The organism is Massilia aquatica, assembly GCF_011682045.1.
Classification (GTDB): Bacteria; Pseudomonadota; Gammaproteobacteria; order Burkholderiales; family Burkholderiaceae_D; genus Telluria_A; species Telluria_A aquatica.
The window spans coordinates 513,158-525,650 of sequence record NZ_VVIW01000003.1 but is presented as its reverse complement, the minus strand read 5'-3'; the positions used below and the strand labels follow the sequence as shown (position 1 = coordinate 525,650).

General features: G+C 62.3%; 13 protein-coding genes. 4 read left to right on the top strand and 9 right to left on the bottom strand.

Annotated elements, in window-relative coordinates:
- Positions 1–108: 108 nt before the first annotated feature.
- The 4 genes from F1609_RS08495 to F1609_RS08480 form a co-directional block, all read right to left on the bottom strand.
- Complete coding sequence (locus tag F1609_RS08495; RefSeq protein ID WP_167076029.1) at positions 109–999, bottom strand: hypothetical protein; 891 nt, start codon at positions 997–999, stop codon at positions 109–111.
- Positions 999–1,778, bottom strand: coding sequence for a hypothetical protein (locus F1609_RS08490; protein WP_167076028.1), 780 nt, complete (start codon positions 1,776–1,778; stop codon positions 999–1,001). The genes F1609_RS08495 and F1609_RS08490 overlap by 1 nt, the downstream gene beginning before the upstream one ends.
- A 2-nt stretch (positions 1,779–1,780) precedes the next feature.
- Positions 1,781–2,284 (bottom strand): hypothetical protein, encoded by a 504-nt coding sequence (locus F1609_RS08485; RefSeq protein ID WP_167076027.1) that lies wholly within the window; start codon positions 2,282–2,284, stop codon positions 1,781–1,783.
- Between the two features lie 100 nt (positions 2,285–2,384).
- Positions 2,385–2,675 carry a DnaJ domain-containing protein gene (locus F1609_RS08480; protein WP_167076026.1) on the bottom strand — a complete coding sequence of 97 codons (291 nt, stop codon included), beginning with the start codon at positions 2,673–2,675 and terminating at the stop codon, positions 2,385–2,387.
- A 164-nt stretch (positions 2,676–2,839) separates the two neighbouring features.
- Here F1609_RS08480 and F1609_RS08475 point away from each other — a divergent pair, with 164 nt between their 5' ends.
- From F1609_RS08475 to F1609_RS08465, 3 genes are all read left to right on the top strand, one after another.
- Positions 2,840–4,597, top strand: coding sequence for a glutamine--tRNA ligase/YqeY domain fusion protein (locus F1609_RS08475; protein WP_167076025.1), 1,758 nt, complete (start codon positions 2,840–2,842; stop codon positions 4,595–4,597).
- Between the two features lie 196 nt (positions 4,598–4,793).
- Positions 4,794–6,635 (top strand): sensor histidine kinase, encoded by a 1,842-nt coding sequence (locus tag F1609_RS08470; RefSeq protein ID WP_229421725.1) that lies wholly within the window; start codon positions 4,794–4,796, stop codon positions 6,633–6,635.
- A 288-nt stretch (positions 6,636–6,923) separates the two neighbouring features.
- The gene (locus tag F1609_RS08465; protein WP_167076024.1) at positions 6,924–8,162 is read left to right on the top strand and encodes a UCP032817 domain-containing protein; all 1,239 of its coding nucleotides are present in this window, start codon (positions 6,924–6,926) and stop codon (positions 8,160–8,162) included.
- 196 nt (positions 8,163–8,358) lie between these two features.
- On the opposite strand, the gene F1609_RS08460 is transcribed toward F1609_RS08465, so the two are convergent.
- From F1609_RS08460 to F1609_RS08445, 4 genes are all read right to left on the bottom strand, one after another.
- Entirely contained in the window at positions 8,359–8,625 is a 267-nt protein-coding gene (locus F1609_RS08460) for a hypothetical protein (protein ID WP_166896945.1), read from the bottom strand.
- A gap of 186 nt (positions 8,626–8,811) precedes the next feature.
- Complete coding sequence (locus tag F1609_RS08455) at positions 8,812–9,120, bottom strand: hypothetical protein (RefSeq protein WP_229421723.1); 309 nt, start codon at positions 9,118–9,120, stop codon at positions 8,812–8,814.
- An 87-nt stretch (positions 9,121–9,207) separates the two neighbouring features.
- Complete coding sequence (locus tag F1609_RS08450) at positions 9,208–9,411, bottom strand: hypothetical protein (RefSeq protein ID WP_167076023.1); 204 nt, start codon at positions 9,409–9,411, stop codon at positions 9,208–9,210.
- A 22-nt stretch (positions 9,412–9,433) separates the two neighbouring features.
- Complete coding sequence (locus tag F1609_RS08445) at positions 9,434–10,321, bottom strand: sugar nucleotide-binding protein (protein ID WP_167076022.1); 888 nt, start codon at positions 10,319–10,321, stop codon at positions 9,434–9,436.
- Positions 10,322–10,515: 194 nt separating this feature from the next.
- On the opposite strand from F1609_RS08445, the gene F1609_RS08440 reads away from it, so the two are divergent.
- Complete coding sequence (locus F1609_RS08440; RefSeq protein ID WP_167076021.1) at positions 10,516–11,538, top strand: CDP-6-deoxy-delta-3,4-glucoseen reductase; 1,023 nt, start codon at positions 10,516–10,518, stop codon at positions 11,536–11,538.
- A gap of 280 nt (positions 11,539–11,818) precedes the next feature.
- Here the strand turns inward: F1609_RS08440 and F1609_RS08435 are convergent, their stop codons facing one another.
- Positions 11,819–12,430 carry a lysophospholipid acyltransferase family protein gene (locus F1609_RS08435; RefSeq protein WP_167076020.1) on the bottom strand — a complete coding sequence of 204 codons (612 nt, stop codon included), beginning with the start codon at positions 12,428–12,430 and terminating at the stop codon, positions 11,819–11,821.
- Positions 12,431–12,493 lie beyond the last annotated feature (63 nt).

Below are 12,493 nucleotides of genomic sequence, written 5' to 3'. Positions count from 1 at the left end.
CGGGAATCCATAGCACCTATGCTTACAAGTGCTATGGATTCCCGCCAAGGGGGCCGCCGAGGCCGGGAACGACGGCTTGAGGGCTAGCGGTGCTAACTACAAAAGTGTTTAGCCGTAATCCGCATCGAGCTCCGAGCCCGCATAGTTCTCGAACTCGGCAAACAAGGTCTTCATCGCCGTGCGCGTGCGGATTTTTTGAATGACGGTGCAGTTGGTGCGGTACGATTCGATCCGCTCCGCGATCACCGGCTGGTGCTGCGCCGGCACCTGCTTCATCAGCGCCGCCCAGCCCTCTTCATAATCGGGCTTGTTCTTGCGCACCGATTTGACCAGGCGCTCAAAATCGGCCTGCCCGGTGCGCGCCACGATCCGCCCGCCGCCTTCAATCGCGAAAATGATCGCCACCGCAATCACGCCTTCGGCATTCAAGTCGGCGTCGTTGATCGGCCCCGCGTAGTGATGGCGGCGCAGCCAGCCGGCCGCGCGCACGATCGCCTGCACCGCCTTGCGCTGCCTGTACTGGACCTCGAACTTTTCGAATCCGGCCCAGTTCTGGTACGGATCGGCGGCGCAGATATCGACGAACAAATCCTTCAGGCGCCGCTGTGCATACACCGGGTCCTGGTCGTACTCGCCCACCAGCGAATCCTCCGGCAAGGCGGCCAGATCGCGCACCATGCGAAAACCCGTCTGGAACGCATGCTCGGCGCCTTCCTCGATCAGGAAATCGAGCGTGGCGTCGTCGTCTTCTTCGCCCAGTTCGTGCTCGAGTCCCAGCGACACGCAGCCCACCGTCAGCAGCAGGGCCTTCTGGATGCCTTCGGCGGTGCGGTCGTTGGTGAACTTTTCGGCCACCATGGCGGTGATGCCGGCCAGTTCATCGGCCAGGATCACCGACTCGTCGCCGATCGCGCGCGCGGACAGGCAGCGGATCGCCCGCACCAGCCGCGGCAGGCGTTCGACGACGATGGCCGGCAGCGTGTTTGGCGCCGCCTCCATCACGAGAAGATTCCCGTGCCGATGCTCTTGCGCGCGCCGCGCTTGGGCACATTGCTGCGCGAGGACGGCACCTGCTTGCGCAAGCGGTACAGCAGTTCCTTGGTGCTGCGCATCAGGAACTGCTGCTCTTCGTCCGGGTCGTCGGTGTACTCGGCGTCGGCAATGTCGCCGCTGTGGCGGAAGTCGGGGAACAGTTCGAACAGGGCGCGGTCCCAGCCATCTTCGCTGGCCTTGGCCAGTTCGATCGCCAGTGGCGCCACGTCGCTGTCGGACGAGGTCTGGCTGGTGATGTACGGGCCCTTGGCCAGCACTTCGCCGGCCAGTTCGAGCATCTCTTTGGGCGCCATCGAGAACAGGATCGCGAACACGGTCGCGCCATGGTCGGTGGCCGAGGCTTCCATCAGCAGCTCGGCGCGGCGCTCCTGGTCGTCGGCCGAAAACACGATGCCGTGCACGTGCGCGAACAGGGTTTCGGCGACGCGCTCAGGGTCGTCTTCGATCATGTCGTCCGACCAGGTGGCGGCAAAGAACGCCAGGCTGTCGGCCCAGGCCTTGGGCGGCACCAGCAGGGTCGCCAGCGAGGTCTTGCCGCCATCAAAACCGGACAAATGCAGGGCCGTGACCTGCGGCGCGAGCGTGGAGAGCACTTCGACCACGGCCAGGTCGCCATGCGTCTCGACCGCTTCGGAAAAGGCCTGCTCGGCGTGCGACAGCGAACCGGCCAGTACCAGTTCGCTGATCTGTTTCGACAGCGCGGGCAGATTGCTGTTCTCGCTCATGCTCAATCTCCTTCCTTGTCGAACATCTGGGCGAAGTCGTCGGTAACGCCGTCGTCTTCGTCGTCGTAGCGGTCGTCGCCGTCATCGTCGCGCGAGAGCTGTTCGAGCGATTCGTCGTCCTCTTCCCACATGCGCGGATGCTTGAACAGGAAGGCGGTGATGATGGCCTGGCGCGCCAGTTCCGGATGGTTGTCGGTCATGGCCGCGTACATGGCTTCGGCCTCGCCTTCGCAGGCGGCCATGGCGAACACTTTTTCGGGGCTGCCGCCTTCGTACTCGCCCGCTTCCGCCAGCAAGCCCTTGGTATCGCTGAAGGTGATGTGGTCGACCAGCGCGAAACTCATCATGTTGACGTCTTCGATGCCGCCGCCGCTGGTGTATTCGCCCACCAGGGCGCCGACCATCATGTCGTAGTTCTTGCGGTTCGGCGGGTCGCCCAAAATGCCGTCGATCTGGCCGCCGAGTTCACGCGACTGGTAGGCAAATTCGGGATGTACTTTTCTCATTTTCTGATCCTGTTGGTAATGCGTATCTACTGTTGAAGCGAAGCGCGGACGCACGCCGCCTGCGGCAGGCGCGTGCCATGTCCGGATATGGGGGCGGTGCTTACGCCGGCAAGGTCACGCCGTTCAGGCTGAACAGCGAACGCCACAGGGCGAAAGCCTCCTCTTCCGCATCGATGATGATGCGGTGGTTGACGCTCTGGTTGTATTCCTCGCGTTTGGCCGGGTCGGACAGGATCTCGTAAGCCTTGACGATGCTCTTGAAACGCACTTCCGCACCGGGCGCGTCGTTGCGGTCCGGGTGGAAACGCATCGCCAGCGAGCGGTAAACCTTCTTGATCTCGTCGTCGGTCGCATTCGGCGCCACGCCGAGGGTGGTGTATAAATTGTCCACGGGAAACTCCTGCTGCCGAAACTGTAAAGCGAGATTATCCTATAGAACGGCATCAAAGGGGCGGAACGCGGCGCCCGGCGCCGGGACAGGCGCCCTTTGACGCTGATAGCAACACCTATTTGCGTTAAAATGACACAACCTTATCATTCGCAAAGCATCCCTCCATGAGCAACGAAAAAAACACTGCGGCGCCGGCTGCGAATGCCCCGTCGCCGAACTTCCTGCGCGGCATCGTCGAAAAAGACCTGGCCGCCGGCAAGCACGTCCGCGAGGGCTTGCCACCAGTCATTACCCGCTTCCCGCCGGAGCCGAACGGCTATCTGCACATCGGCCACGCCAAGTCGATCTGCGTCAACTTCGGCCTGGCGCGCGACTACAACGGCCGCTGCCACCTGCGTTTCGACGATACCAATCCGGCCAAGGAAGAACAGGAATACGTCGACACCATCATCGACAGCGTCAAGTGGCTTGGTTTCGACTGGGAACAGCAGGGCGAGAACCACCTGTACTACGCGAGCGACTATTTCGAGCGCCTGTACGCCATGGCCGAGTACCTGATCACCGCCGGCTATGCCTATGTGGACAGCCAGAGTGCCGACGATATCAAGAACAACCGCGGCAACTTCGGCACGCCGGGCACCAACTCGCCCTTCCGCGACCGCACGCCGGAGGAATCGCTGGCCCTGTTCCGCGACATGAAGGCCGGCAAGTACAAGGACGGCGAGCACATCCTGCGCGTGAAGATGGCCGCCGATTCGATGGCCTCGCCCATCATGACCAACCGCGACCCGGCCATCTACCGGATCCGCCATGCGCATCATCACCGTACCGGCGACGCCTGGTGCATCTATCCGATGTACGACTTCACGCACCCGATTTCGGACGCGCTGGAAAACATCACCCATTCGGTCTGCACGCTTGAGTTCCAGGACCACCGCCCGTTCTACGACTGGCTGCTGGCCACCCTGGCCGAAGGCGGCTTCTTTAAAAAGCCGCTGCCGCACCAGTACGAATTCGCGCGCCTGAACCTGACCTACGTGATCACCAGCAAGCGCAAGCTGCGCGAACTGGTCGAAGACGGCATCGTGAGCGGCTGGGACGATCCGCGCATGCCAACCATCGTCGGCCTGCGCCGGCGCGGCTACACGCCGGAATCGATCCAGCTGTTCTGCGAGCGCATCGGCGTGTCCAAGGCCGACGGCTGGATCGACATGAGCACGCTCGAAGGCTGCCTGCGCGAGGACCTCGACCCGAAAGCGCCGCGCGCCACCGCCGTGCTGCGTCCGCTGAAGTTGATTATTGATAACTTTCCGGAAGGCGAATCGGTCGAATGCAGCTCGCCCGTGCACCCGCACTTTCCGGAGCGCGGCCTGCGCACTTTCCCTATCACGCGCGAGCTCTGGATCGAGCAGGACGACTTCATGGAAGTGCCGCCAAAAGGTTACTTTCGGTATTTCCCGCCGATCGGCGACGCCCCCGGCAGCCGGGTTCGGCTGCGTCACGGCTACGTGACCGAGTGCACCGGTTTCGACAAGGATGCCGATGGGAATGTTACCGCCGTTCACGTAAAGTATTTCGAGGACAGCAAATCGGGCACCGAAGGTTCGAACACCTACAAGGTCAAAGGTAACATTCACTGGGTCAGCGCCGCCACCGCCCTGGAGGCCGAAGTGCGCCTGTACGACCGCCTGTTCACCGAGCCGCAGCCGGATGCCGGCGGCCGCGAATGGAAGCCGTTCCTCAATCCGAACGCGCTGGAAGTGGTGACCGCCTACCTGGAGCCGGGCATGAGCGCAGCCGAGCCCGACCAGCGCTTCCAGTTCGAGCGCCACGGCTACTTCGTCGCGGACCGTGTCGATTCCACCCCGGGCAAGCCGGTATTTAACAGAGTTACCACTCTGAAAGATAGCTTCGCTAAATAAACGTTGCTCTAACGCGACGTTTTCGTCCCCTCCAAACCCCGCCCCGGCACTGCCGCAGCGGGGTTTTTTCTATATTCAGACTTTTCCGATCTCCATACCTATCAGTCTAAATAGGTATTATGACAACTAACTTCCAGTTAATGTGCATCAAACACTGCATCGCCATTTGCGGCTACCGAAAGGAATGCAACTCGCTATGCTTACTCTGAAGACAACTATAAAAACATTCTCTACGGCACGGCCCGCCCTGTGGGTCGGCCTGCCCTTTTCCCTGGCGGTGGGCCTGGTGCTTTACCTCGCCACCGCCAATTCTATTGAAACGGATTCGCGCGCCCGCTTCGCCGGCCTGGCGCAAAACGCCCGCAACACCATCAACGCCCGCATCAAGTCGTATACGGACGTGCTGCGCGGCACAGTCAGCGTGTTCCAGATCAGCGAGCCGCTCACGCGCCGCCAGTTCCACGGCTACGTCAACGGGCTGGGACTGGCGCGCAATTTTCCGGCCATCGAAAGCATCAATTTCGCCCAGATGCTGCAGGACGCCGACCGCGAAGCCTTCCTTGCGCGCGTGCGCAAGGAACGCGCGGCCGACGGCGCCGAGGGGGAGGAGTTTTCCATCAAGCCGCCCGGACGCCGCCCTTCCTATACGGTGGTCACCTTCGCCGAGCCGGAAGAACGCTGGGCCGCCACCCTCGGTTTCGACCTGTTGACCAATCCGCTGATCGTCGGCACCCTGGGCGAGCTGCGCGACACCGGCAAGCTGTTCACCTCGGGCTTGCCGATTTCGTTTATTTCGGGTCCGAACCGCACCGGGCTCGGCATGCGCCTGCCGGTCTACCGCCCGCATGCGCCGACCGCGACCGTGGCGCAGCGGCGCGCCGCTTACCTGGGTACGGTCGGGATCGCGTTCAGCGTGCACAAGCTGGTGCAGGGCGTGATCGACGAAGTACCGATCAAGAATGTGCGCATGATGCTGGTCGATAACGCCCCCGGCCCGGACAAGCTGAGCGGACGCGTGTTGTTCGACAGCGGCGGCGACCCCTCTTCCCTGCCTGCCCTGCTGGCGCCCGAGCGCTTCAATGCGACCCTGCCGATCGACTTCAACGGGCGCCAGTGGGACGCCACCTTCAGCGTCTCCGCCAACGAGCTGTACACCGGCTTCGAGGAATTCGCGCCGTGGCTGGCGATGATGGCCGGCTCGGTCAGCTCGATGCTGCTGTATGCCCTGTTCCATGCGCTGACCTCGTCGCGCCGGCGCGCCATCAAGATGGCCAAGGGCATGACGCGCGAACTGCGCGACAGCCAGGCCAAACTGCAACTGTCGCACCAGAACCTGCGCCGCCTGGCGGCCCACGCCGACCAGATCAAGGAAGGCGAGCGCAAGCGCATCGCGCGCGAAATCCACGACGACCTGGGCCAGAACCTGCTGGCGCTGCGGATCGAAGCGGACATGCTCAGTTCGCGCACGCAGGAGCGCCATCCGCGCCTGCATGCGCGCGCCCGTTCCACCCTGCAACAGATCGACGCCACCATCAAGAGCGTGCGCCAGATCATCAACGACCTGCGTCCGAACGTGCTCGACCTGGGCCTGTCGGCGGCGGTCGAATGGCAGATCGCCGAATTCAAGCGCCGCACCGGCATCGCCTGCGAACTGATCGACGAGCCGAAGGAAGTGGCGCTCAGCGACCATGCGGCCACCGCCTTCTTCCGCATCCTGCAAGAGTCGCTGAGCAACATCGTGCGCCATGCGCAAGCCACCCGGGTCAGGGTCGAACTCAAGCTCAATGGCAATCGCCTGTCGATGACCGTGATCGACAACGGCATCGGCCTGCAGGCGGGCGAACGGGCCAAGGTCGGCTCGTTCGGCCTGGTCGGCATCGAGGAGCGCATCAGCATCCTGGGCGGCTCGTTTTCCATTACCAGCAATGCCGGAGAAGGGACGACGGTCTGCGTGAGCGTCCCTTTGCACAATGAGCCGGCGCGTGGCCAGGCCCCTGGCACGTCCAGCAAAACCGAATCGCATGCCGTGTTTGTCTGATGAGGACCGGCATTGTCCTAAACAGATTCCTCCTGTATGGCCTGCGGCACAGTCAGTGCATCCGCAGTGCACTAGGAATATCCCCGAGTAATGCTTGAGCCAAGTCAACAAGTCGGTAGCGGACCGGCGCAACATCCTCAAACAGTAACGGAAATCAATGTAATCGGGCAATTGATTGGCCGTAAGAAAGAAAGGAGACAGGTAGTCAGCAGTACCGGCAATATCCGCAAGTCCAAACAGGGAATGTAGTCACTAAACCAATCACAACTCTACAAAAGAGGCTAAATCATGATGACCAATGACGCAATCAAAGCAATCTCCGAACTCGATCTGGAGCCGATCAAATTCAAGCTCACCCACGCCGAATCCGGCGAAGGCTGGTCGCAGGAAAAGGCCGATGCGGTGGAAGTGGAATATCGCCGTTTCCTGTATCTGATGAAGGCATTCCCTGAAGACGAAACCGCGCCGATGATCGAAGTCGACATCTTCTGGCACTACCATATTCTGGACACGATGAAATACGCGAAGGATTGCGAGCACGCGTTCGGCTATTTCCTGCACCACTATCCGTATGTGGGCATGAGCGGCGAAGCAGAAGATACGCAGCACCTGCAGGACTGCGGCAACCGCATGCGCGACCTGTACGAAAGCACCTTCGGCGAAGTGTACGGCGCCCGCGCCGCCGCCTGGTGCACGCGTACCGTGGAAGAAGCAGCACCGGTGGAAGCGGCCGGCGCGCAATCGGCATGGTGCACGCGCACCGCCACCGAAGGCGACACGGCAGCATCGGCCGGCGCCAAAGCCGCATGGTGCACCCGGACCAATGCCGAAGCCGCCAAAGCCGCATGGTGCACGCGTAGCACCACCGACAACGCTGCATCGGCCTGGTGCACCCGCACTGTAACGCCAGAGGCAAAAGCCGCATGGTGCACGCGCACTGCGACGCCGGAAGCGAAAGCCGCATGGTGCACCCGCACCACGACCGAGAGCGCCAAATCGGCATGGTGCACGCGCACTGCGACGCCGGAAGCGAAAGCCGCATGGTGCACGCGCACGACGACCGAGAGCGCCAAGTCGGCATGGTGCACGCGCACTGTAACGCCAGAGGCGAAAGCCGCGTGGTGCACGCGCTCGACAACCGAGAGCGCCAAATCGGCATGGTGCACGCGCACCGCGATGCCAGAGGCAAAAGCCGCATGGTGCACTCGCACGACGACCGACAGCGCCAAATCGGCATGGTGTACGCGCACCGCGACGCCAGAGGCAAAAGCCGCGTGGTGCACACGCACGACGACCGACAGCGCCAAATCCGCATGGTGCACGCGCACCGCTCCGGCGGCAGCCAAGTCTGCCTGGTGCACACGCACCAGCACAGAAGCGGTGACATCGGCATGGTGCACCAGGGCCATGCCAGCGGCTGTGCAATCAGCCTGGTGCACGAGGGTCGCGAGCGAGCCAACGATCGTCACGGCAGCCACGTCGGAGCTGCTGCTAGCGATCAGCAAGGGCGTTACGCAGCCGGCTTGAACGCGTCACGCTCCACCGGATCCTGAAATGAGTAAGGGTCTGCGGCACGCGCGGCCTGCACCACGCCATGGTCCGTCAGGCGTGGCGGCGGCCAGCGCCGCACACGCGCAGTAAATCAGAAAGCCAAGGCCGACACGCTGCACAGCGGATCGGCCATCCCCAGGGGCACACGGTGCCCCTTTTCTTTTGGGCCGCCTCAGGCGTTGAGATTGATGCTCACCGCCGGCACGCCCATCATGGCGCGCAATTCCCGGATACTGAAATCGCTGATCTCATGCATGCGCAGCAGGATGGTGGCGCCGATCGGCAAGGTGCGGTGGCGGATCTTGCTGATCACTGGCGGCGCAACTTCAAGCGCGCGCGACAGGGCCGCATCGTTCTTGAGCTGCAAGCGTTCGATGATGGCATCGAGCACCTTGTTAGGATCGTAAGTCGGTTCTTCAGGAAATCTGCGATTGGTCATGAATTTAAGTCTCTCGAAATTCGCACCCGTGGCATATTTGCCAGGGCACTGTCTTTACAGTCGATTAGTAAGCGGTAATGGCAAAAACAACCCGAATATGCGGCTGCTTTGGCATGGGATTGCATCATACACCTAAGTGTTGACATTCGCTCAACCAACAGAACTTAAACTCAATACACTTTGTATTTAAGGCAATATTTGGTGAGATTGTGACCGGCGCCCAGCGCGCCGCACGGGCGCAAACAGCCAGTCCAGCGCGATCTGGGTGGCCAGACGGCTGTAGTTGGTGGGAATCAGATAGAATTCGATGAGCAAGCGCTCACTGTCGCTCGGAACCAGGCGCCAGCCGAGCTGGCGGCGGATCTCGTCGGGCGCTGGCGGTGGGCGGCGCGCGCCCTCGCGCCGCGCCATGTAGGCGCGGACCTGTTCTTTGGTTGGCTGGATGATCCGATGCGGCACGGCGCTAGTCACAGGTGAGCGATTGAAAGACGACATCGCACACGATACGACCACGCCGCGTCCGGAACTTGACGACCGTCAAACGCGCGCCAGTATTTGCCCATTGACAGCCGTGTTTCTGCCCTATTTCTTCTGGTTCGCCAGGTACAGGGCCTTGGCATCCTGATGCGCGCGGTCGACGGTGCGCATGGCTTCCTTTTCGTCATGCTCGACGAAAAATTCGGCGTCCTGCGCCTTGACCACCAGCTTGATTGCGGCGGCATCGCTCAGGTTGTACTTTTCGGTGATCAGGGTGGTTACTTCATCAAGATATTCTTCGTAGGTCATCGCGCTTCCTTAGTGAGGACCGTCATTTTACCAGCGCCATCGCCGCCACCGCCGGCGCCACTTGCGGATACGTCAGGCGCACGCCCAGTTCCTGCTTGATGCGGTGGTTGGTCATGCGCCGCGACTCCGACATAAACGACAGCAACATCGGAGATACTGAAGCAACTAGTTGCGACCTCGCAACGCGAGGCGGACGCGCCATGCCGAAGGCGTCGGCCACGGTATCGAAATAATCCGCCATTTTCATATGGGTATCGTCGACGGCGTGATAGATGCGTCCGGGTAATGTCCTGTACAAGGCCAGGGCGACAATCCGGGCCAGGTCGTCGGCGTGGATGTGGTTGGTGAAAACGTCTTCCGACGCCAGCAGCGCCGGGGTGCCCTGCTCCAGGCGGCGCAGCGGCAAGCGCTCGCGTGCGTAGATGCCTGGCACGCGCAGGATCGCCAGGCGTGCGCCGCTGCGCGTGGCCCAGGTGCGCAGCACCCGTTCGGCATCGACCCGGCGCCGGGCGCGCGCATTGCGCGGGGCCACGGTGCGGGTTTCATCGATGAGCGCGCCGCCGCAGTCGCCGTACACGCCGGTGGTGCTGATATACACCATGCGCGCGCCGGACGGCAGCACCGCGCACAGGTTGCGGGTGCGCGTATCGAGCGCGCCTTCGCTCGGGGGCGGCGCCATGTGCACCACCCAGCCGGCCAGGCCGGCCAGGCGTTTCAGGCTGGCTGGCTGGTCCAGGTCGGCAATGATGGGAATCGCGCCGGCCGCGCGCAGCTCGGCGCAGCGGTCGGCGTTGCTGGTCACGGCAAACACGCGAAAACGCGCGCGCACCAGCGGCAACAGGCGCATGCCGACATCGCCGCAGCCGAGAATCAGGAGGCGCGGCCGTTTGAAGGAAGAAGTGGTGATCATGTGAATATGGTGTCGATGGCGTAGCCGGACAATATACAAGATAAGGGCCGCGCCGGTGCCCGGAGCGGCGACCTGTTGCACGCGGCGCTGTCGGGAGTGCATGTAAAATACCCGCAACCGTCGATCGCCGCGGCAACAGCCGCAACAACCGTGCAATCGACCCCGATTATGTAGCTTTGATTGATGATGACACTATGACGTTTCAGATTACTGTCCAGCCCAGCGGCCACCAGTTTGCCTGTGAAGCGGACGAAACCGTGCTGGCGGCGGCGATCCGCGCCGGCGTCGGCCTGCCTTATGGCTGCAAGAATGGCGCCTGCGGTTCCTGCAAAGGCAAGGTCGTGTCCGGCACGGTCACGCACAAAGCGCACCAGCAGCGCGCCCTGAGCGAGGAAGAACAAGCCCAGGGCTTTTCGCTGTTCTGCTGCGCCACCACGGCAGCCGACCTGGTGATTGAGGCACGCGAAGTGGGCGGCAGCACCGATTATCCGGTGCGCAAGATGCCATCGCGCGTGGCCAGCATCGAGAAACCGGCGCCGGACGTCGCCATCGTCACCCTGCAACTGCCGGCCAATGAAGCGCTGGCCTACCGTCCCGGGCAATATATCGAATTCATGCTGCGTGACGGCAAGCGGCGCAGCTACAGCATGGCGAGTGCGCCCAGCCAGGGCGGTCCGCTGACCTTGCACATCCGCTACATGGCGGGCGGACTGTTCACCGAGCAAGTGTTCAACACCATGAAAGAGCGCGACATCTTGCGCTTCGAGGGTCCCTTCGGCACGTTTTACCTGCGCGAAGACTCCGACAAGCCGATGGTGCTGCTGGCCTCGGGCACTGGCTTCGCGCCGGTCAAGGCGCTGGTCGAGCACCTGATCCACCTGAGCTCCACCCGTCCGGTCAGCCTGTACTGGGGCGGACGGCGGCCCATGGACCTGTACATGAACGCGCTATGCGAAGAATGGGCGGCCACCCTGCCCGGCTTCACGTACGTGCCGGTGATCTCGCATGCCTTCCCGGAAGACCACTGGAGCGGGCGCACCGGCTACGTCCATGCTGCCGTGATGCACGATCTGCCCGACCTGTCCGGCCACCAGGTGTACGCCTGCGGTGCGCCGGTGGTGGTCGAGGCTGCACGGCGTGAGTACGTCGAGCAATGCGGACTGCCGGCCGACGAATTCTACGCCGACGCCTTCACCAGCGAAGCGGACCTGGCCTGATCCGGCCCCGCCCCCGGCTCACACCGGGGTCAGAGCTTTAATTCGAAACATTGCTCATAAGCCAGCCGTGCCAACCGGGGCTGATCTCCGATTAGCAATAAATTGCTTACTTGGAGGCACGCCCCGGCGGGTTACGCACAAAAACGGGCATTTTTTGACCGTGCGCATCAAGGTCGGCGCCTTTCCGTCTGATCCGCAATTAACTTCTGATTGGAGGTCTGAACCCGGTGGTGGGTTTGGAAACTAATTGCGAATTAAAGCTCTGACCCCGGTTGTAGGATTATTTACGCTTGACCGAGCCGGCGTCGAACTGGTCGCTGTTCCTGCCGGTCACGCCGCTGTAGAACTGCTGGATCTCGGCCATGTCGAGCGTGATGTCGCCGGTGGTCTGGAACATGCGCCCGATCCCGCCGGTCTTGCGCTTGAAGTCGAGGAAGGCCAGCGCGATCGGTACGTTGGCGCCGTGCGCAATGTGGTAAAACCCGGTCTTCCAGTGCGTAACCTTGCCGCGCGTGCCTTCCGGCGCGACAATCACCGCCAGCCGCTCGCGCTTGGCGAACGCGTCAATCGTGTTCTGCACCGTGTTGTTCGAGGCCGTGCGGTCGATCGCAATCCCGCCCAGCCAGCGCGAGAGCCAGCCGATCGGCCATTTGAACAGGCTCGACTTGGCCATCCAGTACACCCGCAGCCGCAAGGCGAAACACACCATCAGCGTGACCGGAAAATCCCAGTTGCTGGTGTGGGGCGCGGCAATGAGGACGTACCTGGAATAGCCGGCAATCTGCTCCGGCGTCAATCCTTCGGTACGCCAGCCCATCAGCCGCAAGGTCAGGAGGGAAAAACCTCTCATCAGGGTGTTGACGACAGGGGTATCAAATATGGTCTTCTGCATAAAACGATAACGGCAAGGAGGGGGCGCAGCCAGCAGGGTCGGGAAACATCGGGCACAATACAA